The following is a 25,561-nucleotide window of genomic DNA, read 5'->3' on the forward strand; positions in this document are numbered from 1 at the left end:
CGGGCCGGCCGGCTACAGAGTGTGGCTGTTCAGACGGTCCTGCCGCGCCCTGGCCTCGCGGGCCACGAACTGGTCGCGCGCGATCCGCCCGACGTAGTTGAAGTCTCGCAGGACGTCGCGCAGCTCCTGCAGGAATTGACCTCGCCTCTCGGCCAGGTCCGGGGCGGGTGCGGTCAGGTTCTGGTCGTCGACAACCTGACGCGCGGTGGCGAACAACAGCGTCGACACCGATTCGCTGCTGCGGATCCGGGTCTGCGCCACATACTGTCGGCCGACACCCAGCGCCAACTCCGTCAGTTCCTGCCGGTCGATGTCCGGCGGTGCGTCGCGCAGCACGTCGGCGACGATCTCATAGGCCTCGAAGAACACCCGCAACATCGCTTCCGCCATCAGCGGACGCTTGGCGAACAACAGCGCGTCGATCTCGTCACCGCCGGCGGCGACGTGGGCCTCCCAATCGTCGTGCCAGGCCATCTCTTCGGCGATGTTGTCCCGGAACGTCGCCGAGTCGGCGAAATAAAAGTCGAACTTCAACAGATCGCGCAGCCGCATCGCCTGGGCCCAGAAGGCCGCCATACGGTCGCCGTCGGCGTGGCGTGCGTGGGCCAGGGCAAGCTCGACGATCGAGGTCTCCAGGAAGGCGTGGATCACCGAATTGCGGTAAAAGGCCGCGGCGTGCTGTTCCTCGGGCGCGATGCGCCACACCGGTTCCCGGCCGCCGTCGACCCGGGTGATGGGGTGTCCGTTGGACAGGGCGTCGACCGCCGTGCGCACTCCCTCGTGCGTGCGCAGTCGCAATGCGCTGGTGGACATCGGGTTTTGTTTGCGCTCCAAATAATCGAGCGAGTCCTGCAGGGTGTGGTGCAGCTGGCCGAGCGTCAACGCCGCCCCGCGCGTGGTCAACAGCAATGCGCACACCAGACCCGTCGCCGTCACCGGCGTCGCCTGCAGGATCCGCCAGGCGACTTCGAACGACATCTTCTGCAGCGCAAGCCGTTTCGCATCCGGATCCTGCGTCAGCGGGCCGTGCGGTGCACCCAGGTACTGACGCATCGACACCGCTTCGGGGAATCGGACGTAGATCTTGCCGTAATTGCGTTCACCCTGCGCGCGGATGAAGTTGTACAACCAGCCGACGCCTTCGGGCGTCTTCTCACCGCCGCGGGCGTATGCGGCGTATTCCGCGGTCTCGTGCAGTTGGTCGAAGCTGATCGAAACCGGTTGCAGCAGAATGTCTTCGCTGCGGCCATCCAAATAGGCGTCGGCGACGTAGGCCAGCAGGCCGAGCTTGGGGGGCAGCATCTTTCCGGTGCGCGAACGGGTGCCCTCGATGGACCAGCTCAGGTTGAACCGCTTCTCGACTATGTAGCCGACGTATTCGCGCAGCACGAACTTGTACAGCCGATCGTTGCCGACGTTGCGGCGGATGAAGATGACCCCGGAGCGTCGCAACAGCGGGCCCATCGCACCGAACGACAAGTTGATGCCGGCGAACACGTGCACCGGCGGTAACCGGTTCTCCTGCATGGCAACCGGAACCACGGCGCCGTCGATGTAGGACCGGTGCGAGAACAGCAGCACCGCGGGGTGAGCCTCCAGGCCGGTCCGCAACGCCGCGACCTGGTAGCCGTCGTAGTCGATCTCGGGATCGAACCCGCGGCTGATCATCCTGCCCAGAACCGAGACCAGGTCGACCGAGGCCCGGCTCCACCCGGTGGCGAGTTCGTCAAGCATCTTCCCGGCTTCGTCGACGGTCGCGCCGGGAATCTTGGCCAGACCAGCGCGAAACCGGTTGGACGCCAATATCTCCGGCTTCACCAACCGCGGGGACTTGTACTGCGGCCCGAGGATTCGGTACTCAACACGTTCCATCGCCAGGATTGCGCGGCGGATCACGAACTGGGCGAAGTCGTTCTTGTCTTCTCCCACGGTGGTGTCGCGCCATTGCCGGCGCAGTTCGGAGACAGCGGCCGCTTCGCCGGCCACCACCCGCGCCCGCCGGGGAGCGGTTCGCACGATCTGTTCTTGCTGACGCTGGTTGGGATGGTAGGGATCCCGGCCCGGGAGCAGCCCGGCCAGCTTGGCGAGTCGGCCGCGATCCGGCTCCGGAAGCCAGAACACCCGCACCGGCACGATCGAGCGGTCTTCCTCAGACTCGAGCTGTTCGGCCAGGGCCGTCATCGCTTCCGGCGGCGCGTCGAGCGTCGGCAATTTCACCAGATCGAAATTCACCCCCGGATTGGCGGCGCGCTCTCGATCCATCCACGCCGTCACCAGATCCATCTCGACCGGCGAGGCCATCGACGCCAGTACCAGCGAGTCTGTCCTGGGTAGGATCGCGCTGGTATCTGCGGCCGGTTCGGTCACGGATGCCCTCGGGTCGGCGACTCCCGCGGCTCGGCGTTGACGGTCGCGGCACCGAGGCGTTGCGCCTCACCGTCTTTGAGGGCGGGCTGGGATTCATGGGGATTCGCCTTGGGCTGCTTCGTTTTCGGCGCTGCCTTCTTCGCCGGCGCCTTCTTCGCCGATGCCTTCTTCGCGGGTGCCTTCTTCGCCGGCGCCTTCTTCGCGGGTGCCTTCTTCGCGGGTGCCTTCTTCGCGGGTACCTTCTTCGCCGATGCTTTGGCGGCCTGGCTCTTGGCCTTTTCGGCCGCCTTCTTCTCGGCGTACAGGTCGACTTCAGGCAGTTCGCCGACGGGCCAGTTGGCGAGCGTGTCCAGATACAGCTGGCGCACCCCGGCGATGCGCTCCGGCAGGTCGTCAAGTGTCCAGTCCTGCACCGAGATCGGGGGGAAGACCGCGACGTCGACGGTGCCCGGGTTGATGACGGTCGAGTTGCGGGCGGCGACGAGCTCGGCGTTGCGGATCACGATCGGGACGATCGGGATGCCCGCGGCCATCGCAAGACGAAACGGCCCCTTCTTAAAGGGACCGACCCCGGTGGTATCCAGCCGGGTGCCTTCCGGCGCCATCACGATGGACAGTCCGTTCTTGGCTCGCTCTTCGACGATGCGCATCGTCTCGAGCGCTGAAGCCGAATCGTCCCGGTCGATGAACACACCGTCCAACGCCTTACCGAGCAGGGCCATGATCGGATTCTTTTGCAGTTCCTTCTTGGCCACGGCAACCCAGTTGTCGTTCACCAGCGCACCCGCGATGACCGGGTCAACCTGATTGCGGTGGTTGTAGATGAAGACGGCGGGACGTTGCGCGGTCAGATTCTCTTTCCCGACGACATTGAGATTGACGCCAGTGGTCGCGAGCACCGTTTGGGAGAAAATAGAGGTAAAGAAATTGGCGCCCCGCCGCCGGCTCCCGGTCAACACGCCCACTGCCACGGCGCCGGCGCCGACGGGGACAATCGAGCCGAGTCCGGCAAGTGTGCGCACCTGCCGCCGCAGGCCCACAGGACCACGGCTGCTGAATCTCAGGATCGGCCAACCGCGGCGCTTGGCCACCGCGGCCATCTTGCCTTCGGGATTGGTCGGCCGCGGATTACCGACCAGGTACATCAGGGCGACGTCCTCGTCACCGTCGGCGTAGAAGTAGCTGTCCTTGAGATCGATGTCGCGCTCGGCGGCAAAGCGTTGCACCGCAGCGGCTTTGCCCGGCCCCCACAGGATCGGCTTCTCGACGTCGCCGGTGAGCATGCCGTCCTCGGTGGTCTCGAACTTGTTGGTGAGCATGTTGGGGATGCCGAGGAAACGCGCGACCGGGTTCACCTGGATGGTCAGCGCCGACGAGCTCAGCACCACGGTGTGGCCGCGGGCCATGTGCGCGCGCACCAGCTCGCGCATCTCCGGGTAAATCCGCGACTCGATCCGCTGGATGAACAGCCGCTCGCCGATCTCTTCCAGGTCGTCGATCAGTCGCCCCGCCAGCGCCGCGGCGGCCTTGCCGATGAGGTCTTCGAACTCGATGCGACCCAGGGTGTGGCTCAGGCCCGCCTGCACCATGCCGAGCAACTCCCCCACACCCATGTCGCGGCGCAGCAGCCGTTCCTGGGTCAGGATGATCGCGGTGAACCCGGCGACGAGCGTGCCGTCCAGGTCGAAGAACGCACCGACCTTGGGCCCGGTGGGGCTCGCCATGATCTCAGCCACCGAGCCGGGCAACCGCATGTCCTGCCCGGTGTTTTGGGTGCCGCGTTCGTCGGGCTGCTCCGTCGAGGTGCTCATGAGCCCGCCGCCGATCGGGACGACGCGGCCGGCTCGGTGAACGAGGCGGGCACCGCGCGCGGTGGTGGATCACCGGCCAGCGCCAGGATCTCGTCGAAACCGTCCAGCAGGCACTGGGCGAACAACGTCTCGTTTTTCACCGAGGCCGTGTCGTAGCGCACGGTGATGGTGCACCAGCCGCCCCGCGAGATCAGCACCACCATCATCGCCACTCCGGGCAGTGGGCCGACACCGTACTGCCGCAAGATTTTTGCGCCGGCGATGTAGGTGTCTCCCGGGAAGACCGGGACGTTGCTGGCCTGCACGTCGGAGCCGATGACCGAGCCGGTGATCCCCTCCAGCACCGCGGTCGGCAGAACGCTGAGCACCGGCGCCACCGAACCGATGATGTTCATCGCGGGCTCGTCACGACGCTGCGTCATCTGAGCTCGAATCTTCTTCATCCGGGCGACCGGGTCGACGGTGCCGATAGGCGCCGCCAGGTTGACACCGGTGAATCGGTTGCCGCCGGCCGTGTCCGATTCGGCGCGCAGGTTGACCGGCACCGCCATCGGCAGCGTGCTGATCGGCACGCCGAACGCCTCGTGGTAGCGGCGCAGGGCACCACACAGTCCGGCGAGGTAGGCGTCGTTGATCGACCCGCCGCCGGCTTTTGCAGCCCTGTGCAGATCCGAGAGCGGGATATCGATCGCCTCGCTGCGGGTGGCCAGGCTGCGCCGCCGCAGCAGCGGCGACGGCTCCGCGGCTCGGTTGAGCACCCGCATGCCCGACATGGCGTACCCGACGATCCCCGAAACGGTGGCCGTCGGTTCCAGAACCGCGCGCCCGGCCGCCGAGACCGCGCCCGACAGCGCGCCCATCACACCGCCGACGAGGGCGAACGGCAGGTGGTTAATGCCCTGGCGCATCAGATCATTGGACGTCAGGTCTTGCGGGACGGGCAGCGGCAGCGTCGGCTTGGCCGGCGGATTGCGCTCGAGGTCATAGATCTCGGCGAACATCTGGACCCCGCCGACGCCATCGGTGACGGCGTGGCTGACATGCAGCAGCGTCGCGGCCTTTCCGTCGGCCAGACCCTCGACCAGGGTGGCCGTCCACAGCGGCCGCGAAATGTCCATCGGTGACTGCAGAATGACCTCGGCGAGGTCGAATACTTCACGAAGCGTGCCGGGTTCGGATACCCGCACCCGGCGCACGTGGAAATCCAGGTTGAAATCGGGATCGACCACCCAGCGCGGCGCCGCCGTCGGCAAGGTCGGCACGACGACTTTCTGCCTCAACCGCAGCACTCGGCGGGAGGCGTTCTCGAATCGGGTTCGGAACCGCTGCCAGTCCGGCGTGGTGTCCAAGAGCTCCAGCGCCATGATCCCCGACCGGGTTCGTGGGTTCGCCTCTCCCCTGTGCAGTAGGTAGTCAACCGGCCCGAGCTCGTCGGACAACTTGATCGCCTCGACGGCCTCAGTCATGGTCATCAGCTTGACGCGCCAACCTCGTCACCGTCGATCAAGCCTCCTGCCTTGGACCCACCAACCCAATCGTCACCCAACGCTAGTCGGGTTACCGCGCTGGTGAAAGGAGCGACAGGTACTCGGGCGCGGACTCAGCTGGCCGAAGTGGCCGACAGGGGCAGCGAATCCAGCAGCGAGCTGACGCGCCGCCCATAGACGACACCAAGGAAATCGGCGACGGCGTCGGCGGCCAGCCGCGACCGCACCGTAGGCGTGATGTCGAAAGCGTGGTGAGCGTTGCCGAGTTCGGCGTGGGCCACCGTGGCCGCGCCGGCCGCGCGCAGCGCCGAGCAGAAGGCACGGGCCTGGCCGCTGGGCACCAATTCGTCCTTCTCGCCGTGCAGCACGAAGAAGGGCGGCGCGTCGCTGTGCACGTAGGAAACCGGCGACGCCGCCGTGAAGCGCTCGGGCTCGTCGGCGTAACGGGCCTTCATCACGAATTGTTCGAGGAACGGCAACATCAGCACGTGCATGTTCTCGAAGTCGGTGAAGTCGTAGACGCCGTAATAGGGCGCGACCGCCTGCACGGTGGTGTCGGCGTCTTCGAAACCGGGTTGGAAGGTGGGGTCGTTCGGCGTGAGCGCGGCCAGGGAGGCCAGGTGCCCGCCCGCCGAACCGCCGGTGATCGCGATGAAGTCGGGGTCACCGCCGTAGTCGGCGATGTTCTCCCGGACCCACGCGATCGCCCTTTTGACGTCGATGAGGTGCGCGGGGAAGGTGGCGCGGGGGCTCTTGCTGTAGTCGATCGAGACGCAGATCCAGCCGAGTTCAACCATGCGGCTCATCAGCGTGTACGCCTGCGGGCGCCTGCCGTTCAGCGCCCACGCCCCGCCCGGCACCTGGATCAGCACCGGCGCCCGGCAGCCGGGCGCCAGGTCGTCGCGCCGCCAGATGTCGAGCAGGTTGTCGCGCGGACTCGGACCGTAGGAGATGCCGGACGTCTGGGCCGCGTACCGGCGGTGCGGCCCGGGCCTGCCCAGCAGTCCACCGCGCCGGGCGCACAGGGCCGCGGCGGCGGCCGGGTGACATACCTGCTCACGGACATCGGGGCCGAAGGCCTCCTCGAGCGCGGTGGTCAGGGTTCGGTCGGCCCGCTGGGCGGCCAACGTCTTGCCGACCCGGCCGACCGACGGGTGCGAAACACGGGACAGCGCATGCCCGGTCACCACGTGCGGGGGAAACTCCGTGAACAGCCAGCCGGCGACAAATTCCAGCGCGAGCGGCCCTCCCCGCAGCACCAGGTTGCCGAGCTGGTAGACATCCCGGGCTTCGGCTGCCAGGCGTGCCGCCTGGGTGCCGGCCCACGAGCAGGGCGATGTTCGACGACTGGCCACGCTCATTACGACGTCACCTCTCGACTCGACGTTATGCACACGCCCCGTTGCGGTTAACAGCCGATGACCGGCCGATGTTGTACGTGTGTCGAGGGTCCCCACGATAACCGATAAACGTGGCGCGGGAAGGGTTCTCGCGCGCGTCGCGGCGGCGAGTCGGCTCAGCGGGTGGGGTTGGATAGACTGACCTGCACATTGCCTCCGTAGCTCAGGTGGATAGAGCAAGGGCCTTCTAATCCCTAGGTCGCACGTTCGAGTCGTGCCGGGGGCACTCTGTTCGGTGTATGACGTCGGTTGATGCTTGACATTTCGCCTTCGGGTGATGCCTGACAGTGTTTCGGCTGATGGTTGACAGTTGCTTCGGTTGATCCTTGACAACGGTTTCGGTTGCGGCACGCCCTCGGCGGGATTGGCGATCTCGCGTGGAGAACGGTCGCCTAACGCCTAGGTAGTCACTACCGGTGACTACCTAGGCCGTCGATGGGCGATCGACAATCAACAACGCCGATACGCAAGGCCGAGGATTGTCGATCACGTGATACTCAGCGCGTTCTCAGACCTCGATCGTCTGACTGACGTAGTTCTCCCAGGTGGCCATCTGGGCCGCGTCGACGAGAAGGCTCTGGTAATCCGGGTCAGCATTGAGGCTCTGCTGGATCTGGCCGTAGGCGGCCCAGTCCTGGGCAGTCGTCAGCAAGCCGATGGCGTTGGTGCCCTGACCTCCGATCATGTTGACCAGTGCGGTGACGTTCTCCGCGCCATGTTTGCGAGCAAGCCCAGTCGCTCGCTTCAGCTGCTTCTGAATGTCGTCCCAGGTGACCCCAGGGTTCGGATGGACGATCGTAGTAGCGACGATGGTCATGGCTTAACCTTTCGCTGGAGGGGCAGAACGTTATTAGTCTCCGGCGCGGCAGAATGAGCCGCTAGAGTAGTGGGCTACGCCATTTTGGAATGCAGATACGGGCTTGCCCGTTGCAGCCGCGTGGGCCTCAGGACAGCGTTGTGGGAGGTCGGCCTCGCCCGAGGTTTCAACCAGCCGTGTTTGGGAACAGTGATGGATAGCGGCAAACTGAGGTAGCTGCTTTTGCAGCCGCTGCCATGCACCTTTGAGCAGGGAAATCGATCGAAATGTTGCCCGGCAGGAATAAGAGTTCAGCAAGTGTATTCAGGCAAAAACAGGCGTTGATGGCTACGTCCCTGAATCCAAATCACAAATACATTCAAGAGTGTCCTGAATGCAGTTCGATACACGAAACACAGAATCAGGCTGACGAGTATTGCATTCATTGCAAATGAGGATCAAATAGAACCCCTTTGCGGATAGTCACGGGCCGTGAGAAAGTCAGGCTCGACGATCACCCTTCAACCTGCAGCGAAGTTAGCGGACCTGCTTCAGCCACCGCTTTGCCACCACCAACAGGGTGGGCGATTCTCAGGCGCCGCGATGGGCTCGACGGACAACGAAGCGTTCGGACGCTCCTGCCTGATTGCTGACGCTTTTAGCCGGACATTGCATGCGTTGCCGACAATCGGCATCACCCGGGCATCGAGAACCGTTGAGCCATAACGACTAGCGATACCTTCGATTACACGCGGCCGCAGGCACCGCCCTCCGGCAAGCGGTGCGGGTCGAAAGTTCCGACGTGGATCGGCGTGATTTGGGCGGTGCCTTTCCGGCCGCGATATGTCAGCATTGGTTGCGTGAGCGCACGCCGGGTAGCGCGTTTGCTGGGTGTCACTGTGGCGACAGCCTGGGCGGCGCTGCTGTGCCCGCCCAATTCCGCGTCCGCCGCGCCCTGCCCCGACGTCGAGGTGACGTTCGCCCGAGGCACCGCTGAGCCGCCGGGCGTCGGCGGGGTCGGACAGGAATTCATCGATTCGTTGCGTTCCCAGGTCGGGGGCCGCTCCGTCGCGGTGTATGCGGTGAACTATCCGGCCGACGAAGATTTCGCCCCGTCCGCATCGGCCGGCGCCGGCGACGCCCGCGCTCACGTTCAGGCCATGGTTGCGACGTGTCCCGGCACCAAACTGGTGCTCGGCGGATATTCTCAGGGCGCCATGGTGATCGATCTGATCACCATCGCCCAGGCACCGATCGCGGGCTTGATTCCCCAGATCCTGACGGCGGACGAGGCGGACCATGTCGCCGCGCTCGCCCTGTTCGCAAACCCGTCGGCCCGGTACCTGGGCGCACCGGTGAGCGTGGTCAGCCCGTGGTACGGCGCGAAAGCCATCGACCTGTGCGCGCCCGGTGACCCGGTGTGCACTCCGGGTGGGCCCCTGGCGCTGCCTTCGCACGACGAGATGTTCTCGGCGGCCGCCCTGTCCTACAAGGAGTCCGGAATGCCCAGTCAGGCCGCCACTTTCGTGGCCGGCCATCTCTGATGGCGCCTAACTCAGTTCTTTCATGAAGTCGCGCGCCAACGGCGCCGCCGACGCGGATTCTGGCCCGTGAAAAGGTTGCGGTCCCTGAGACGGCGTCGTAGTCCTCGGGGCGGGCGTCGGCCAATTCGATCGGCCGGCGCAACTCCTCGGCGGACCGAAGAATGTCCTCGACATCCCCGGCGATCTTTTCGCTGCCGGCCATCGACGGACGCAGGCTCATCACATCCACGTGCGGCACAACCCCATTCGGTGTGGCCACCACGACCTCGTGGCCGGCGCGGGTGAGCTCGCGATAGGGCGCCGCGAACTCCTCGGCCCAGTAGCCCGTCGGGTGCCTGGTGCCGTCCTTCAGGGTCCAATAACTTGCGCCCGTGACCACGAACAGCACCTTCGCCATCGCATTTCTCCTCATTCGCTGCGCAGGGGTAGATACGTTCAAGCGTCACCCCTTCGATGCCCGGGGCCAAACGGGGCGCCACAAATGGTGGCGCTCGTTCGTGCTTGCCGGGGCGCACCGCCGAGGGGTATTCGACGGACCCGAAATTCGCTGTGGCACTTGACTTACGGGGGCTATGACGCCAGCGCATACTGCCACACCGCCTCGCGGTTCTCACTCGCTGCCCGGCGGCACAACAGCGTCAGGCCGGTTGCGTCGTGCGTGGTCACGTTCGGAACGGAACAATGCCGGCCGGCCAACGGTCGATCGAGGCTGGCGACACCGACGCCGATGCCGATCAGCCCGGCTGTCGTTATGGAGACCAGCATCAGGCGCACGGATCCGATTCTGGGATCGCGTGTCCTTACGTATGCCCGGTACGCCATGGTCCCGTACCGCGTCGTCCTGTACCCCGTTTTCCGCATGAGGTGCTCCTAGCGTCGATGCCGAGTGGGATGCCCTTCGGGCTGACATGAGCTTGGGGGCGGCGGCTTGGCGGATCCTCAACGGATCCTTGGCTGCGGGAGCTCGAAGCGGTAGGGGCGCGTTTCGGCGCGTGGCGAGTCCGGGTGACCGCTCGGCTTGACCACTGTGAGCTTCGCGGATCCGATAGCGCATGTGCTAGCTGATTCGGAAGTCACCTCATCACGACCAGGCGGTGCCCGAGTGGCGGATGTGGCAGCCGCGTGTGGAGGGCGGAAGTGTGCGTCGTGGCGGCACCCGCAGCGACGCAGGTCACGGCCATATGTGCAAACGAAGCCAAGGACCGCAAAGCGCGTACACGGAACCGCCGGCAATGGCATTTGGGTCGTCTTCCATACTGCCCGATGCACCGCAAAAGTCGAAGTCGCTCTCAAAAGTTTGCGGTTTAACCATTCCGGGAACGTGTGTCAAAACGAGCAGACGACGCTTACGGGGAGATCATTACTTAGAGCGTCTTCTCTTCGAGGGGTTGGCGATATGGCGTCGAATGACTGGGAGCCGGTAGTACGCGTCGGAGAGCCGAGGTTTGTAGCCGGCGTTGGCAATCGGATCAAAGTCGAAGTCAAGACGAGGGGTTGGTTGAGCCGCGACTGGCGGTGTTACTTCGGAACGCAAGTCTCCCAGCAACAGCTTGACGCCCGATACTCGTCTTATCCGTGCTGGGACGAAATCCAGCGCATCGAGGGTTCCTGCGCAGAGGGCGACGCGGAGCGATACATCGAGATGATCGACGCCGCAATTCATTACGCCAACACCAGGTTGCGAAGCGATGCGCTGCCGAGGGCCATTCTGCAGGGTACGCGCAGGGAGCGCCGGGGGTGCGCGGTGCGTGAGCGCCAGGCCGAACTCGATGAGCTAGCGAAGAAGTTAGCGAAACCCGAGCTGTAGCGTTTCCCATTAATTTCCGCGGCCCAACAAGACGACACCAAAGCGCTGACACCTGGCCGGGGTCGACGTTTCACCCTGCGTCGTGGCAGGTCGACTCGACGGGCTGGCCAAGGAGCCGAAACACGTCGGATTATTTCGATAAATACAGCAATACTTGTAGATTCTAGTAACTACCCGCGCCCCCGCAAAGGTTTTCGCGTTTGCGCGGCGTGGCCGTAGGTGCGCGTGGCGCCCGCTAATGGTGTTCGCTGCTCGGGATGAGCCAATAAGACCCGGGGAATGCCCGCCTTTTCCCATGGCTCTCGCTAATGACGCTCACACCGGCCGACCCCGCTCCGAAGGCGCGAAGTAGTCTTACCTCGCCCGTGACGCTGCCGCCGATGCACCGGTGTGGTCGGGTGCATCCACAGCCGATACCCGAAGCCGGAGGTGCCCGATGGTCCAGTCCGAACTCATCCTGTTCACCGTCACCAACCGCGTCGCACTCATCACCGTCAACGCTCCCGATCGGCGCAACGCGGTAACCGCCGAGTCGTCCGGGCACCTGCGCGAGGCCGTCGAGCGGGCCGAGGCCGATCCCGATGTGCATGCCGTAGTGGTCACCGGTGCCGGCAAGGCGTTCTGCGCGGGCGCGGATCTCAGTGCCCTGGGCGCGGCCGGCGGCGGAGCGGCCGAGACGGGCCTGCAGCAGCTGTACGACGGCTTTATGGCCGTGGGTAGTTGCCGGCTGCCCACCATTGCCGCGGTCAACGGCGCGGCGGTGGGCGCGGGTCTGAATCTTGCCCTGGCGGCCGACGTGCGCATCGCCGGACCCGGCGCCGTGTTCGACGCGCGGTTCCAGAAGCTGGGGCTGCACCCCGGCGGGGGTGCGACATGGATGTTGCAGCGGACGGTTGGCCCGCAGGTCGCCCGCGCGGCCCTGCTGTTCGGTATGCGCTTCGACGCCGACGCCGCCGTGCAGCATGGCTTGGCGCTGAGCGTCGCCGACGATCCGGTCGCTGCGGCGCTCGAGCTGGCCGCCGGCCCGGCGGCGGCCCCGCGGGAAGTGGTGCTGGCGACCAAGGCCACCATGCGCGCCACCGTCAGTCCGGGGTCGCTGGACAACGAGCAACATCAGCTCGCCATGCGCGCCGAGCTGGGGCCGCAGTCCTATTCGATCCAATCACCGGAATTCGCAAAGCGATTGGCCGCGGCACAACGCAGGTAGGCGTTCCCGTGCGTGTGCAGTTTGGGATCGGTAGCGCAGCGGTCGGGGTGCACTTGCTGCGACGACGCCCACCGGCCTGAGCAAAGGAATGCAGCGTGCACACCCACCACACCCTGACCCGATTGATCGCCGGGGTCCTGCTGTCCAGCGGGGTCGCGACGGCGGGAATCGCACTGGCCGCGGGAGCCGCGCACGCGCAGCCGGGGCCGGCGCCACGAGTGCACTGGTGGCCCCCATCAACCGTGGAACCCGGCATGGGGTGAGAACAAGTACTGGAATCAGTGCTGGGACACCGACAACCCGCCACCGTACCCCCCGCCGCCGCCATTTCACCAGCCCAATTTCAATTGCGGGCTGTTCGGGTGCCCGGTGCCGCCGCATTCCTGACCCGAACTTACAAGTCCAGCAGCGCGGTATCGGGCGACTCGATCAGATCCTTGATCTCGCAAGTGAATTGGGAAGCTTGTGCGCCGTCGGCGACGCGATGGTCGAACACACACGTCAATGACATTGTTGGGCGCACCACGATCTCGGTGCCGCGGACGACGGGCCGCGGCTTGATCGCCCCGATGCCGAGGATGGCGGCTTCGGGATGGTTGATCACCGGCAGGCCGTCGTCGACGCCCAGCGCCCCGAAATTCGTCACGGTGAATGTCGAACCCCGTAATTCCCCCGGCTCCAGGGTGCCCGCACGCGCACCGGCGATCAATTCGGTTGCCCTGCCGGCCAGTTCGCGGGTCGTCTTGCTGTGGGCGTCGGTGATTACCGGGACGAGCAAGCCACGCTCGGTGGCCGTGGCGATGCCCAGGTGCACACGATGGTCGATGCGCACCTGCGGTCCCTGCGGCGAGTCGACCCACGTCGAGTTCAATATCTCGTTGTGGCGCAACGCGATGACCAGCAGTCGCAACATGAGCACGAAGGGCGTGATCTCCCCATGCGCCGACCGAAGCCGGTCCGACAGCCGCAGCAGCTCGCTGCAGTCGACCTCGACACCGACCTTTGCCGCCGGAATCTCCCTGTGCGACAACGCCATTTTCTCCGCCATCCGGGCGTGCACACCCCGGACGGGCCGGACATCGACGCCGTTTCCGTTGCCGCGAGCCGCCGAGAGCACATCCTCCCGGGTGATGATGGCGCCCGGGAGGTGCTGCACCGAGCCGAGGTCGACCATCAGCTCTTTGGCCAGCTTGCGAACCGGAGGGGCGGCCAGCGGACGGGTGGTGCGCCGGCTGGCGTCGATGCCGGAGTCGGTGCCGTAACCGACCAGCGTGGGCACGGCCGTTTCGGCGGGCGGCAAATCACCGCCGAGCGGGGCGATGTCGATCTGCAGCAGTACCGCCCCCACGTTGAGCACATCGCCTTCGGCGCCGTTCCTTTCGACGATCCGCCCGGCGTACGGGCTGGGAATTTCCACTTCGGCCTTCGCGGTCTCCACCGTGCACAGCACCTGGTTGAGGGCGACGTCGTCACCCACCGCCACGTGCCACCGCGTCACCGTGACCTCTTCCAGTCCCTCACCGAGGTCGGGCACCCGAAACGACTTGATCCGCTCGTCGCTCATGGCTGTTCCAACACGCGCTCGACACAATCCAGTAGCCGGTCGGGGCCGGGCAGCCACCACTTCTCCAACCTCGCCGGGGGATACGGGGTGTCAAACCCGCACGCGCGCAACACGGGCGCCTCGAGCTCGTAGAACAACTCCTCTTGAATTCGGGCGGCCAAACCCGCGCCATACCCCAGACTGCGCGGTCCCTCGTGCATCACCACGCAGCGTCCGGTCCGATGGATCGACGCGGCGACGGTATCGAAGTCCAGCGGCACCAGGGACCGAAGGTCGACGACCTCCAGGCTCCATCCACGTTGCCGCTGCGCCTCTTCGGCGGTACCCACCGCGGTGCCGACCAAACTGCCGTAGGTCACGACGGTCACGTCGGTGCCCTGCCGGCGCACCATCGCCCGTCCGATCGGCGGTTCCGGCCGGGTGACGTCAACGAGCCCACGGCCCTGATACCGGCGCTTGGGCTCCAGATACATCACCGGGTCCGGGCAGGTGATCGCGTCACGCAGCAGCCAATACGCGTCGGCCGGGCTGGACGGTACCACCACCTTCAGGCCGGCGGTGTGCGCCCAATACGACTCGGTGGAGTCCGAATGATGTTCGGCGGCACCGATTCCCCCGAACGAGGGTATGCGCACCGTCACGGGCATGTTGATTTCGCCGCGGGTGCGGGTACGGTACTTCGCCAGGTGGCTGACCACCTGATCGAAGGCGGGGTAGGAGAATCCGTCGAACTGGATCTCGGGCACCGGCACGAAGCCGCGCAGCGCCAGTCCCACCGCGATCCCGATGATGGCGGACTCCGCGAGTGGCGTGTCGAAGCAGCGGTCCTCGCCGAACGCCGCGGCCAGTCCCTCGGTTACCCGGAACACCCCTCCCTCGACCGAGACGTCCTCACCGAATACCAGGACGCGATCGTCGGCGGCCATCGCGTCGTTCAGGGCGCGGTTGAGCGCCTGCACCATCGTCAACGACTGTGCTCCAAGCGCGACTTTCTCCACTGCCGCGGTGAGCGTTTCGCCGTGGCCGGCGGGCCGATCAGCGAGCTGAGTCATGGACGCCTCTCAATCACCTCGGTCGAGTTCGGCCCGCAGCTGCTGCCGCTGCGCCTGTAGTCCCGGTGTGATTTCGGCATACACCGACGTGAAGACCTCGTCGATGTCGAAATCGGGCGCGTCGAACACGGCGTCGCGCAATTCGGCCCGCATCCGCTTCGCGCGGCCGGCAACCCGTTCCTCCAACCGTTCTGACCACAGGCCCCGGCCTTGCAGGTAGCTGCGGTACCGCGCGATCGGTTCCAGCGCCGCCCAGTGGTCGACCTCGTCCTGCGTCCGGTATCGACTCGGATCGTCGGACGTGGTGTGCGGGGCCAAGCGGTAGGTGACCGCCTCGATCAACGTCGGTCCGCCGCCCGCCCGGGCCCGAGCGGCGGCCTCGGCCGTCACCGCGTAACAAGCCAGGACGTCGTTGCCGTCCACCCGGATTCCGGGCATTCCGTAGCCGATCGCCTTGTGCGCCAGCGACGGTGCGGCGGTTTGTTTGCAAATCGGCACCGAGATCGCCCACTGGTTGTTCTGCACGAAAAACACGCAGGGCGTGGCGAACACGGCCGCGAAATTCAGCGCCTCGTGCACATCCCCCACGCTGGTGGCGCCGTCACCGAGGAAGGCAACCGTCACCGAATCTTCGTCGAGGAGTTGGGCGGCCATCGCCGCCCCCACCGCATGCAGCGTCTGGGTGCCGATCGGAATCGACAGCGGAGCGCAGCATTTCTTGGTGAATTCCAAACCGCCGTGCCATGTTCCGCGCCATGCCGCCCCCACGTGCCCGGGCGGGATGCCGCGCACCAAAAATGCGCCGAGTTCCCGGTACTGGGGAAACAACCAGTCCGTCTTACGCAGACACGCGGCCGCACCGACCTGGGCGGCTTCCTGACCGCGGCAGGACGCGAACAACGCCAGTTCCCCTTGCCGCTTGAGGTTGACGAATTCGCCGTCCAGCTCACGGGTGACCACCATCATCTCGTAGAGCCAGCTCAGCGTCTCGGCGGGAAGCTCACGGCTGTAGCGGTGTTCGGACGTCAGTGAGCCATCCGGGGCGACGAGTTGCACCGGCTCGAGATCGACAGTCATCGGCGTCGAAGTCACTTACGCCACACCGCCTCCCTTGCCGGGCGCCGCGTGGCCCGGTGAGCCACAACGGGTCCCGGCACACGGTCAGCCGGAACCCACCGCGAGCGGACGTCGATCGTCGGCTGAAAGGCTTTGCTCGCCGCGACACTGGCCTACTCACCATTATGCGCTCAAACGCGAAGAGACCGCGGGATTGCAAAGACGGCGCAGCGTGTCGCGTTGCGGCGCAGGAATTCCGTCCGGCGGTTCGCGGAGCCGTCAGTCGGGGACGGTCTCACCCGCCCTGCGCAACGTCATGTGCGCGTGCTTGAGCACCGGCGAGTCGACCATCTGTCCTTCGAACGCGAAGACCCCGCGCTCGGAACGTGCCGCCGTCAGCACCCGTCGTGCCCAGTCCAGCCTCTCGTCGCTGGGCCGATACGCGTCGCGCACCACCGGGATCTGGCTCGGGTGGATGCACACCGTACCGGCGAAACCCAGCGCGACGGCGTCTTCGGCCTCGTCCCGCAAGCCATCGACGTCCCGGATGTCCAGATGTACCGCGTCGAGCGCGACCCGGCCGAAGGTGGACGCCGTGAGCAGGGCCGTCGACCGCACGTGATGGGCGACGTCCCGGTAGCTGCCGTCGGCCTTGCGGCTGGAGCTACCACCGAGCGCGGCCACCAGGTCCTCGGCGCCCCACATCAGCGCCACGGTGCCCTGTGCCGCCGCGATTTCGGTGGCGAACACCGCACCGCGCGGCGTCTCCAGCAGCGCGATCACATTGCGCGGCGCCAGCGCCGTCACCTGCGCGGCCGACTCCGTCTTGGACAACATCACCGTGGTGTAAGCGGTCCCGGCCAGGGCTTCGAGGTCGAGAGGGTATTCCGCGGTGTCGGCCGCGTTGACCCGAACGACGGTGCGCTCGGGATCCAGCGGTGTTTCCTGCAAAGCCTTGCGCGCCGCGGGCTTGTCCGCTTCGGCCACGCCGTCCTCGAGGTCAAGGATCACCACATCGGCGGCAGCCGCGGCCTTGGCGAAACGCTCGGGACGGTCGGCCGGGCAGAACAGCCATCCGGGGCCGGCGGTTTGCAGGTTCACTTGGTCTCCTGGTTGCTTGGGCGCTTCTGCACCAGCGTGGTGCGCACGGCGCGCGCGACGACCTCGCCGTGCTGGTTGCGTCCCGTGTGCTCAAGGGTGACGATGCCTTCGCCGGGCCGGCTCTTCGATTCGCGCTTGCCCGTGCACACGGTTTCGGCGTACAGGGTGTCGCCGTGGAAAACGGGCTTGGGGAAGGACACCTCGGAGAAACCCAGGTTCGCGACGATGGTGCCGAGCGTCAGCTGCGACACCGACAGCCCGACCAGTGTGGAGAGGGTGAACATGGAGTTGACCAGCCGCTCGCCCCGGAAGCCGGGCTGCTCGGCGGCCCAGGCCGCGTCGAGGTGCAGCGACTGGGTGTTCATTGTCAGCGTGGTGAACAGGACGTTGTCGGCCTCGGTGACGGTGCGCCCGGGCCGGTGCAGGTAGGTGGTGCCGGTCTCGAACTCCTCAAACCACAAGCCCCGCTGGACAACCGATTTGCCTTCCCGGTCGGGTGCGCTCATGACAACCCCAGCGATCGCGCGATGAGCATCAACTGCACTTCGGTAGTCCCTTCCCCGATCTCGAGTATCTTGCTGTCGCGGTAGTGCCGCGCCACCGGATATTCGTTCATGAAGCCGTAGCCGCCGTGGATCTGGGTGGCGTCGCGGGCGTTGTCCATCGCGGCCTCCGAGGAGATCATCTTCGCGATCGCCGCATCCTTCTTGAAAGGCTTGCCCGCCAACATCTTTGCGGCCGCATCGTAGTATGCCGTGCGCGCGACGTGCGCCCGCGCCTCCATCCGCGCGATCTTGAAGCTGATCGCCTGGTAGGAACCGATCGGCTTGCCGAACGATTCGCGTTCCTTGGCGTACTTGACACTCTCGTCGACGCAGCCCTGCGCCACCCCGGTGGCCAGCGCGGCGATCGCGATGCGGCCCTCGTCGAGGATGGACAGGAAGTTCGCATAGCCGGTTCCGCGGGCGCCCAGCAGATTCTCCTCGGGCACGCGGGCGTCGGCGAAGGTCAGCGGGTGGGTGTCCGAGGCGTTCCAGCCGACCTTGTTGTACACCGGCTCGACGGTGAAGCCCGGTGTGCCGTTGGGCACGACGATCGTCGAGATCTCTTTCTTGCTGTCGCCGACGGTCCCGGTGACCGCGGTGACGGTGACCAGCGAGGTGATGTCGGTGCCGGAATTGGTGATGAATTGCTTGGCGCCGTTGATCACCCACTCGCCGTTCTCCAGCCGGGCGGTGGTGCGCGTGCCGCCGGCGTCGGAACCGGCGCCCGGCTCGGTCAGCCCGAAGCCGGCCAGCGCCCGTCCGGCCACCAAGTCAGGCAGCCACTTCTGCTTCTGCTCCTCGGTGCCGAACCGGTAGATCGGCATCGCGCCCAACCCCACGCCGGCTTCCAGCGTGATTGCCACCGACTGGTCGACCTTGCCGAGCTCCTCGAGGGCCAGCGCCAGCGCGAAATAATCGCCGCCCATGCCGCCGTACTCTTCCGGGAACGGCAGCCCGAACAGCCCCATCTCGCCCATCTTGGTGACGACCTCGTACGGGAAGCTATGCTCCTCATCGTGTTTCGCCGATACGGGTGCGACCACGGTACGTGCGAAATCGGCGACGGTGGCGCGAAGGTCTTCGTATTCCTTGGGTAGCGTTCCCGCGGTAATCGTTGTCGTCATGATCCTTTAATCCTCGCTTTCTTCGGGCACCAGCCGGGCCAGCACCTGGTCCACCGTCACCTGATCGCCAACGGAGACGAGCACCTCCACCTGTCCCGAAATCGGTGCGGAAAGCGAATGTTCCATTTTCATCGCCTCGACGACGACCACCACATCGCCTTCGGAAACGTCGGCGCCCGAGGATGCCTGAACCGCGATCACGCTGCCGGGCATCGGGCTGACGATCTCGGCCCGCTGCGCGCCCGCGGCGCGGTGGATCTTGTTCTCCTCCGCCTCACGCAGGTGCCAGGTTCCCCGCTCGTCGGCGATCCACAGGTGCCGGTCCGCCTCGGCCCAGTGGTATTCGCGGCGCACACCGTCCAGCGTCACTCTCATCCGGTCTCGCTCGACTTGCACTGCGGCGGAATGGGTCTCACCCTCGCCTACCTGCACCGTGGCCGCCTCGGGCAGCCCCCACACCGACACCGTCTCACTGCGCAGCGGGGTGCGCATGTCGGTGCGGACGGGCGCCGGGCTACCGCCGACCCGCCATCCCGTCGGCGCGGCCCAGGGATTGCCCGCGAAGCGGCGAGCCGAAAAAGCCAGGGTCGACTGCCGATAAAGACCGGCCGCCGCGAGCACGTCATCGGGTGCCGGCAGCGGAGCGAAGTCCGAAAGCCGCTCGTCCAGCAGCGCGGTGTCCAGATCGCCGTCGCGCACCCGTTCGTCGGCGAGCAGGAACCGGAGGAATTCGATGTTGGTCTGGACCCCGAGGATCGCGGTGCGACTCAAAGCCCGGTCGAGCTTCGCCAGCGCCTCGTCGCGGTCGGTCCCGTGGGCGATCACCTTGCTCAGCATCGGGTCGTAGTCGCTGCCGACCACCGTCCCCGGCAGCAGCGAGGAGTCGACCCGCACACCGGCACCGGACGGCTCGGAAACCTGCAGCACCCGCCCGCCGGTCGGCAGGAATCCGCGGGCCGGATCCTCGGCGTACACGCGCGCCTCGATCGCGTGCCCGCGCAGTTCGATGTCGTCCTGGGCGATCATCAGCTTCTCGCCGGCGGCCACCCGCAGCTGCCACTCGACCAGGTCCAGCCCGGTGACCGCCTCGGTGACCGGATGTTCAACCTGCAGACGGGTGTTCATCTCCATGAAGAAGAACTCGTCGGGCCGGTCCGCGGAGACGATGAATTCGACCGTGCCCGCGCCGACATAATCGACGCTGCGTGCGGTGTTGCAGGCGGCCGCCCCGATGCGCGCCCGCGTCGCCTCGTCGAGCAACGGCGAGGGCGCCTCCTCGATCACCTTCTGATGACGTCGCTGCAGGCTGCACTCGCGCTCACCGAGGTGCACTATGTTGCCGTGCGTGTCGGCGAGCACCTGAACCTCGATGTGCCTGGGCCGCAACACGAATCGTTCGAGGAACAGCGTGTCGTCGCCGAACGACGAGGCGGCCTCGCGCCGCGCCCCCACCAGCGCCTCGCGCAGCCTGGCCGGTTCCTCCACCAGGCGCATGCCCTTGCCCCCGCCGCCCGCGGACGGTTTGATCAGCACCGGATATCCGACCTCGTCCGCGGCCACTACCAGCTCGTCGTCGCTCAGCCCGGGCTTGGCCACGCCGGGCACCACCGGGACGTCGAAGGCGGCGACCGCGTTCTTGGCGGTGATCTTGTCGCCCATCACCTGTATCGCGCGGGGCGGCGGCCCCAGGAAGACGATCCCGGCCCGCTCGCAGGCGGCCGCGAAATCGGCGTTCTCGGAGAGGAATCCATACCCGGGGTGGATCGCCTGAGATCCGGTGCGCACGGCCGCCTCGACGACCTTGTCGATGTTCAGATAGCTCTCACGCGCCGCGGCGGGTCCCAACCGCACCGCTTCGTCGGCCTCGAGCACATGCCGGGCGCCGTCGTCCGGATCGCTGTAGACGGCGACCGAGCGGATGCCCAGCCGTCGCAGGGTCCGGATCACCCGCACGGCGATCTCGCCGCGGTTGGCCACTAGTACGGTCTCGAACACTGCACTCACATCCGGAAGACGCCGTAGGAGACGGGTTCCAGCGGCGCCTGGGCGCACACCGAAAGAGCAAGCCCGACAAACGTTCTGGTGTCGGCCGGGTCGATGATCCCGTCGTCCCAGAGTCGAGCCGTGGAGTAGTAGGGGTTGCCCTGGTTTTCGTACTGTTCGCGAATGGGCGCCTTGAACGCCTCTTCCTCGTCGGGCGACCAGGGTTTGCCGGCACCGGCGAGCTGCTCGCCGCGCACGGTGGCCAGCACCGATGCGGCCTGTTCGCCGCCCATCACCGAGATGCGGGCATTGGGCCACATCCACAGGAAGCGGGGCGAATACGCCCGGCCGCACATCGAATAGTTGCCCGCCCCATAGGATCCACCGATCACGACGGTCAGCTTGGGCACCCGGGCGCAGGCGACGGCGGTGACCATCTTGGCGCCGTGCTTGGCGATGCCGCCCGCCTCGTAGTCGCGGCCGACCATGAAGCCGGCGATGTTCTGCAGAAACAGCAGCGGGATCTTGCGCTTGTCGCACAGCTCGATGAAATGCGCTCCCTTCAAAGCGGATTCGCTGAAGAGCACTCCGTTGTTGGCCACGATGCCCACCGGGTGGCCGTGGATGTGGGCGAACGCGGTCACCAGGGTCTTGCCGTAATTGGCCTTGAATTCGCTGAATTCGCCGCCGTCGACCAGCCGCACGATGACCTCGTGCACGTCGTAGGGCACCCGCGGGTCGGGCGGCACCACGTCGTAAAGCTCCGTCTGCGCGCAGGTGGGCGGGAGCGGGGTTCGGACGTCCCACGGGCTGGGCTCGCGCGGGCCGAAGGTGGCCGCGATCGCGCGCACGATCCGCAGGGCGTGCTCGTCGTCTTCGGCGAGGTGGTCGGTGACACCGGACACCCGGGAGTGCAGGTCGCCGCCGCCGAGATCTTCGGCCGACACGATCTCCCCGGTCGCCGCCTTGACCAGGGGCGGGCCGCCCAGGAAGATCGTGCCCTGCTCGCGGACGATGACGGCCTCGTCGCTCATCGCGGGCACGTAGGCGCCGCCGGCGGTGCACGATCCGAGCACCGCGGCCACTTGTGGAATTTCGTTGGCGCTCATGGTCGCCTGGTTGTAGAAGATGCGGCCGAAATGCTCGCGGTCGGGGAACACCTCGTCCTGCCGCGGCAGGAACGCGCCCCCGGAGTCCACCAGGTAGATGCACGGGAGCCGATTCTGCAGCGCCACCTCCTGCGCGCGCAGATGCTTTTTCACCGTCATCGGGTAGTAGGTGCCGCCCTTGACCGTCGCGTCGTTGGCGACGATCACGCACTCGCGCTCCGACACGCGGCCGATGCCGGTGATGATTCCGGCGCCGGGAGATTCGTCGCCGTACATGCCGTCCGCGGCCAGCGGTGAAAGCTCCAAGAACGGACTACCCGGGTCGAGTAGGCGGTCCACCCGCTCGCGGGGCAGCAACTTGCCGCGGCTGACGTGGCGTTCCCGCGCGCGCTCGTTTCCGCCCAACGCCGCGGCCGCCAGCTTGGTGTTCAACTCACCGACCAGCCGGCGGTGCTCATCGGAGAACGACGCCTTCGCGGGCGCGGTCACCACGTTGTTCATCGCCGCAGCAGCCTCCTTGCCGTCGTGCGGTCGGGCTTTTGAGTTAATGCTCATTAACTCAAGGAGTGAGGATACCATTGCCGCCGTTGCCGGTCCAGGGAGGACCGCAGCGGGTGAAAAATGCGAGTTAATCGCGAGTAACTCGTGCTACGTTGGGGCCAATCGGCCAAACGGAGGTACGTCATGACAACGTCCGCCGCCGAGGGCCGGGCCGGTGCCGCCGATGCCCCAAACCGCCGAAGCCAGTTGAAGTCCGACCGCCGCTTACAACTGCTGTCGGCCGCCGAGCGGCTCTTCGCCGAGCGCGGGTTCCTCGCGGTGCGGCTGGAAGACATCGGGGCGGCCGCCGGGGTCAGCGGACCGGCCATCTACCGGCACTTCCCCAACAAAGAGTCGCTGCTGGTCGAGTTGCTGGTGGGGATCAGCACCCGGCTGCTCGCCGGTGCCCGGCAGGTGCTCGCCGACAGCCCCGACGCCGCCTCCGCGTTGGACGGGCTGATCGACTTCCATCTGGACTTCGTCTTCAACGAGCCCGACCTGATTCGCATTCAGGATCGCGACCTTGCGTACCTGCCGGAGGCCGCCGAAAAGCAGGTGCGCAAATCCCAGCGTCAATACGTCGAGGTCTGGGTGGGCGTGCTGCGGGAGCTGAACCCCGAGCTGGCCGAGGCGGACGCCCGGCTGACGGCGCACGCCGTGTTCGGCCTGCTGAATTCGACCCCACACAGCATGAAGTCCCCCGATACTTCACGCAGCAAGACCGTCCGCGCGGCGCGGTCGCGCAGCGTCATGCGGGCGATGACGGTGGCCGCGCTCGCCGCCGGAAATCAGTGCCCCTGAGCTGCCCGTCGTAAGGTGACTCAGGGTTTTAACACCGAGTCCAGGTACCCTGCAAGCCATGAGGTGGACATGAACGATTCACGTCCCACCGAGCGGTTTAGTACATCGCAGCCGGGGCCGCAGCAGCCGAGGTATTCGCCCTCCGCTGATCCCGCGTACGCCGACCAGACGCCGTACGCGCCGCACTACGGCGGAACACCATCGCCCTGGGCGCCCACCCCGGACGAAACGAACACGACCAAGCGGCTGCCGGCCTACTGGCAGCAAGACCTTCCTCCGTCGGGCGACCTGCCGGCGGGCATGGCTCCCCCGCCGCCGGACGGGCCGAAGTCGTCGCGATGGTTGTGGCTCGGCGCCGGTGCGGCGGTCCTGCTGGTCGTCGCTTTGGTGATCGCGCTGGTGCTCGCCAACGACGCGATCAAGACCCAGACCGCCGTCCCGCCGTTGCCGGCGATGCCGGAGCCAAGCCCGCAGAGCCCGACGACGACGCACCGGTCACCGTCGCTCATCCCGGTCCCGATACCGCCGACCAGCGGCCCCGAGACGCCGCCCGAGACGACCGGGCCGGCCGCCATGCAAGACGTCGTCTACACCGTCACCGGTGAGGGGCGCGCGATCAGCATCATGTACATCGATACCGGCGGGCTCATCCAGACCGAATTCAACGTCGCCCTGCCCTGGAGCAAAGAGGTCAGCCTGTCGAAGTCCGCTTCCCACCCGGCCAACGTCACGATCGTCAACATCGGCCACAGCGTCACCTGCACGCTCACCGTCGACGGGGTTCAGGTCAGCAAGCGGGTCGGCGGCGGCCTGACGATCTGCGACGCCCGCGGCTAGCGCTGCCTCGGCCGGCTACGACGGTTCTACCGCGGGTTCGGTCACCACGACGCCGCGCAGCGGAACGCGGACCACCAGCATCGCCACCAGCCCAGCGATCAGCACCAGCGAAATGCCGCCGAGGCCGGCCCGCACGGCGCCGAAAACGTCGACGAACACCGAGAACAGCCACGGCGCGACGAACGCCACGGCCCGCCCGGTCATGGTGTAGAGGCCGAACGCGACCCCTTCCCTGCCGTGCTTGGCCATCTGTAGCAGCAGCGCGCGCGACGACGACTGCGACGGCCCGATGAACACGCACAGCAGCAGCCCGCACACCCAGAACGCCACCGGCCCGGACAACACCATCAAGGTCAGGCCCAGGACGACGATCGCGGACAGGGACGCCACGATCACGGGTTTCGATCCGACGCGGTGGTCGACAAACCCACCCAGCACCGCGCCCACCGCGGCGACCACGCTGGCGGCCACCCCGAAGATCAGCACGTTGGCCTGCGAGATGCCGTACACGTTGACGCCGAGCACCGCACCGAACGCGAATATCGCCGCCAGCCCATCCCGGAAGAGCGCGCTGGCGAACAGGAAGTACACCAGGTTGCGGTCGCGCCTCCATTCCGCGCTGATTTCCGTCCACAGCTTGCGATAGCCACCCAGCATGCTCGTCGGCTGATGCGTCTCCGACGATTCGCTCAACCGGTGCGCGACGAACAGCAGGGGCAGCGCCAGCACCGCGAACCAGATCGCGGCCACCACCATCGCCTCGCGGACATACAGCCCGTCCCGCAAGGGAACTGCCAGCAGGCCACGCGTGGCGTCGGGTCCGGCGCCGGACCCGGAGATGAATCCGGTGTAGATCACCAGCAGCAGCAGTACGCTCCCCAGATAACCCGCCGCCCAGCCGAATCCGGATATCCGACCGGCCGTCTGCGGCGTCGAGAGCTGACGCAGCATGGCGTTGTACGGGACGCTGGCCAGGTCGCCGCAGGCGGCCGTCGCGCCCAACAGCACCAGCCCCGCCCACAGGTAGCCGGGGCGGTCGCGGACGAAGAACATCAGGCAGGTCAGCGTCACCGCTGCGGCGGTCAGCACGCTCAATGCCACCCGCCTGCGGTGCGGGGACTCCACCCACACGCCGACGGCGGGCGCCAGCACGGCGACGGTCAGCCCGGCGACGGCCGCCGCGCGGCCCAACCAGCTCGCCGGCGAGGTGGTTCCGGATATCCCGACGCCAACGCTGCTGGTCAGATAGACGGCAAAGACGAAGGTGGCCACGATCGCGTTCAGACCGGTCGAGCCGCAATCCCAGAGCGCCCACGCGAACACGTGCGACCGCACAGGCGTGGCGGCACGCGGTTCCGGCTGGCTCATGCCCGGCAACTCTATAGGCGCCCGCGATCGCCTGCGGGCCGCGTATCGCCCGCTGTCTACGA

The 25,561-nt window shown here is 66.7% G+C and carries 21 protein-coding genes and 1 tRNA gene; 7 read left to right on the forward strand and 15 right to left on the reverse strand.

Features of this window, described 5'->3' with window-relative positions; translation table 11 throughout:
• Positions 1-12: 12 nt before the first annotated feature.
• The 4 genes from G6N50_RS11855 to lipQ all read right to left on the reverse strand — a co-directional run bounded on the left by G6N50_RS11855 (position 13) and on the right by lipQ (position 7,026).
• Entirely contained in the window at positions 13-2,367 is a 2,355-nt protein-coding gene (locus G6N50_RS11855; RefSeq protein ID WP_083094177.1) for a glycerol-3-phosphate 1-O-acyltransferase, read from the reverse strand.
• A complete protein-coding gene (locus G6N50_RS11860) occupies positions 2,364-4,178 on the reverse strand; it encodes an HAD-IB family hydrolase/lysophospholipid acyltransferase family protein (protein WP_083094178.1) in 1,815 nt (604 codons plus the stop codon). The genes G6N50_RS11855 and G6N50_RS11860 overlap by 4 nt, the downstream gene beginning before the upstream one ends.
• Positions 4,175-5,650, reverse strand: a complete 1,476-nt coding sequence (locus tag G6N50_RS11865; protein WP_083094179.1) for a WS/DGAT/MGAT family O-acyltransferase — start codon at positions 5,648-5,650, stop codon at positions 4,175-4,177. Before G6N50_RS11865 ends, G6N50_RS11860 begins: the two co-directional genes overlap by 4 nt.
• 128 nt (positions 5,651-5,778) lie before the next feature.
• Complete coding sequence (gene lipQ / locus G6N50_RS11870) at positions 5,779-7,026, reverse strand: esterase LipQ (RefSeq protein WP_083094180.1); 1,248 nt, start codon at positions 7,024-7,026, stop codon at positions 5,779-5,781.
• 191 nt (positions 7,027-7,217) lie between these two features.
• Here lipQ and G6N50_RS11875 point away from each other — a divergent pair.
• Positions 7,218-7,291: transfer RNA gene (locus G6N50_RS11875), tRNA-Arg, on the forward strand.
• Between the two features lie 282 nt (positions 7,292-7,573).
• On the opposite strand, the gene G6N50_RS11880 is transcribed toward G6N50_RS11875, so the two are convergent.
• Positions 7,574-7,882: a hypothetical protein gene (locus tag G6N50_RS11880; protein WP_083094181.1), complete on the reverse strand. Its 309-nt coding sequence runs from the start codon at positions 7,880-7,882 to the stop codon at positions 7,574-7,576.
• An 839-nt stretch (positions 7,883-8,721) separates the two neighbouring features.
• On the opposite strand from G6N50_RS11880, the gene G6N50_RS11885 reads away from it, so the two are divergent.
• Positions 8,722-9,405 carry a cutinase family protein gene (locus G6N50_RS11885; protein WP_163650842.1) on the forward strand — a complete coding sequence of 228 codons (684 nt, stop codon included), beginning with the start codon at positions 8,722-8,724 and terminating at the stop codon, positions 9,403-9,405.
• 570 nt (positions 9,406-9,975) lie between these two features.
• Here the strand turns inward: G6N50_RS11885 and G6N50_RS11890 are convergent.
• A complete protein-coding gene (locus G6N50_RS11890; RefSeq protein WP_083094183.1) occupies positions 9,976-10,179 on the reverse strand; it encodes a hypothetical protein in 204 nt (67 codons plus the stop codon).
• 622 nt (positions 10,180-10,801) lie between these two features.
• Between G6N50_RS11890 and G6N50_RS11895 the strand changes: the two genes are divergently transcribed.
• The 3 genes from G6N50_RS11895 to G6N50_RS11905 all read left to right on the forward strand — a co-directional run bounded on the left by G6N50_RS11895 (position 10,802) and on the right by G6N50_RS11905 (position 12,682).
• Positions 10,802-11,212: a hypothetical protein gene (locus G6N50_RS11895; protein ID WP_083094184.1), complete on the forward strand. Its 411-nt coding sequence runs from the start codon at positions 10,802-10,804 to the stop codon at positions 11,210-11,212.
• Positions 11,213-11,648: 436 nt separating this feature from the next.
• Complete coding sequence (locus G6N50_RS11900; RefSeq protein WP_083094185.1) at positions 11,649-12,419, forward strand: enoyl-CoA hydratase; 771 nt, start codon at positions 11,649-11,651, stop codon at positions 12,417-12,419.
• Between the two features lie 95 nt (positions 12,420-12,514).
• Positions 12,515-12,682, forward strand: coding sequence for a hypothetical protein (locus G6N50_RS11905; RefSeq protein WP_158086048.1), 168 nt, complete (start codon positions 12,515-12,517; stop codon positions 12,680-12,682).
• A 131-nt stretch (positions 12,683-12,813) separates the two neighbouring features.
• Here the strand turns inward: G6N50_RS11905 and G6N50_RS11910 are convergent, their stop codons facing one another.
• From G6N50_RS11910 to G6N50_RS11945, 8 genes are all read right to left on the reverse strand, one after another.
• Positions 12,814-13,983 carry a dihydrolipoamide acetyltransferase family protein gene (locus G6N50_RS11910; RefSeq protein WP_083094186.1) on the reverse strand — a complete coding sequence of 390 codons (1,170 nt, stop codon included), beginning with the start codon at positions 13,981-13,983 and terminating at the stop codon, positions 12,814-12,816.
• The gene (gene bkdB / locus G6N50_RS11915; protein ID WP_083094187.1) at positions 13,980-15,035 is read right to left on the reverse strand and encodes a 3-methyl-2-oxobutanoate dehydrogenase subunit beta; all 1,056 of its coding nucleotides are present in this window, start codon (positions 15,033-15,035) and stop codon (positions 13,980-13,982) included. Before bkdB ends, G6N50_RS11910 begins: the two co-directional genes overlap by 4 nt.
• A 9-nt stretch (positions 15,036-15,044) precedes the next feature.
• The gene (gene pdhA, locus G6N50_RS11920) at positions 15,045-16,112 is read right to left on the reverse strand and encodes a pyruvate dehydrogenase (acetyl-transferring) E1 component subunit alpha (protein ID WP_083094188.1); all 1,068 of its coding nucleotides are present in this window, start codon (positions 16,110-16,112) and stop codon (positions 15,045-15,047) included.
• Positions 16,113-16,370: 258 nt separating this feature from the next.
• Complete coding sequence (locus G6N50_RS11925) at positions 16,371-17,192, reverse strand: HpcH/HpaI aldolase/citrate lyase family protein (protein ID WP_083094189.1); 822 nt, start codon at positions 17,190-17,192, stop codon at positions 16,371-16,373.
• Positions 17,189-17,698: a MaoC family dehydratase gene (locus tag G6N50_RS11930; protein ID WP_083094190.1), complete on the reverse strand. Its 510-nt coding sequence runs from the start codon at positions 17,696-17,698 to the stop codon at positions 17,189-17,191. The genes G6N50_RS11925 and G6N50_RS11930 overlap by 4 nt, the downstream gene beginning before the upstream one ends.
• Complete coding sequence (locus tag G6N50_RS11935) at positions 17,695-18,861, reverse strand: acyl-CoA dehydrogenase family protein (RefSeq protein ID WP_083094191.1); 1,167 nt, start codon at positions 18,859-18,861, stop codon at positions 17,695-17,697. The genes G6N50_RS11930 and G6N50_RS11935 overlap by 4 nt, the downstream gene beginning before the upstream one ends.
• Before the next feature lie 6 nt (positions 18,862-18,867).
• A complete protein-coding gene (locus G6N50_RS11940; protein WP_083094192.1) occupies positions 18,868-20,856 on the reverse strand; it encodes an acetyl-CoA carboxylase biotin carboxylase subunit in 1,989 nt (662 codons plus the stop codon).
• 5 nt (positions 20,857-20,861) lie between these two features.
• Complete coding sequence (locus G6N50_RS11945) at positions 20,862-22,442, reverse strand: carboxyl transferase domain-containing protein (RefSeq protein ID WP_083094335.1); 1,581 nt, start codon at positions 22,440-22,442, stop codon at positions 20,862-20,864.
• A gap of 195 nt (positions 22,443-22,637) precedes the next feature.
• Here G6N50_RS11945 and G6N50_RS11950 point away from each other — a divergent pair, with 195 nt between their 5' ends.
• Both G6N50_RS11950 and G6N50_RS11955 read left to right on the forward strand, forming a co-directional pair.
• Entirely contained in the window at positions 22,638-23,294 is a 657-nt protein-coding gene (locus G6N50_RS11950; RefSeq protein WP_083094193.1) for an SACE_7040 family transcriptional regulator, read from the forward strand.
• A 63-nt stretch (positions 23,295-23,357) separates the two neighbouring features.
• On the forward strand, positions 23,358-24,131 hold the full coding sequence (locus G6N50_RS11955) for an MmpS family transport accessory protein (RefSeq protein ID WP_083094194.1): 774 nt from the start codon (positions 23,358-23,360) through the stop codon (positions 24,129-24,131).
• A gap of 15 nt (positions 24,132-24,146) precedes the next feature.
• Here the strand turns inward: G6N50_RS11955 and G6N50_RS11960 are convergent, their stop codons facing one another.
• Entirely contained in the window at positions 24,147-25,499 is a 1,353-nt protein-coding gene (locus tag G6N50_RS11960) for an MFS transporter (protein ID WP_083094195.1), read from the reverse strand.
• Positions 25,500-25,561 lie beyond the last annotated feature (62 nt).

The sequence above is a fragment of the Mycobacterium mantenii genome (genome assembly GCF_010731775.1).
GTDB classification, from domain to species: Bacteria; Actinomycetota; Actinomycetes; order Mycobacteriales; family Mycobacteriaceae; genus Mycobacterium; species Mycobacterium mantenii.

Bases quoted from the DNA above. Each gene is read 5' to 3' on its own strand.
- G6N50_RS11860 (WP_083094178.1), bottom strand. From the start codon at position 4,178: ATGAGCACCTCGACGGAGCAGCCCGACGAACGCGGCACCCAAAACACC.
- G6N50_RS11865 (WP_083094179.1), bottom strand. From the start codon at position 5,650: ATGACCATGACTGAGGCCGTCGAGGCGATCAAGTTGTCCGACGAGCTC.
- lipQ (WP_083094180.1), bottom strand. From the start codon at position 7,026: ATGAGCGTGGCCAGTCGTCGAACATCGCCCTGCTCGTGGGCCGGCACC.
- G6N50_RS11880 (WP_083094181.1), bottom strand. From the start codon at position 7,882: ATGACCATCGTCGCTACTACGATCGTCCATCCGAACCCTGGGGTCACC.
- G6N50_RS11895 (WP_083094184.1), top strand. From the start codon at position 10,802: ATGGCGTCGAATGACTGGGAGCCGGTAGTACGCGTCGGAGAGCCGAGG.
- G6N50_RS11900 (WP_083094185.1), top strand. From the start codon at position 11,649: ATGGTCCAGTCCGAACTCATCCTGTTCACCGTCACCAACCGCGTCGCA.
- G6N50_RS11910 (WP_083094186.1), bottom strand. From the start codon at position 13,983: ATGAGCGACGAGCGGATCAAGTCGTTTCGGGTGCCCGACCTCGGTGAG.
- bkdB (WP_083094187.1), bottom strand. From the start codon at position 15,035: ATGACTCAGCTCGCTGATCGGCCCGCCGGCCACGGCGAAACGCTCACC.
- pdhA (WP_083094188.1), bottom strand. From the start codon at position 16,112: ATGACTGTCGATCTCGAGCCGGTGCAACTCGTCGCCCCGGATGGCTCA.
- G6N50_RS11930 (WP_083094190.1), bottom strand. From the start codon at position 17,698: ATGAGCGCACCCGACCGGGAAGGCAAATCGGTTGTCCAGCGGGGCTTG.
- G6N50_RS11935 (WP_083094191.1), bottom strand. From the start codon at position 18,861: ATGACGACAACGATTACCGCGGGAACGCTACCCAAGGAATACGAAGAC.
- G6N50_RS11950 (WP_083094193.1), top strand. From the start codon at position 22,638: ATGACAACGTCCGCCGCCGAGGGCCGGGCCGGTGCCGCCGATGCCCCA.
- G6N50_RS11960 (WP_083094195.1), bottom strand. From the start codon at position 25,499: ATGAGCCAGCCGGAACCGCGTGCCGCCACGCCTGTGCGGTCGCACGTG.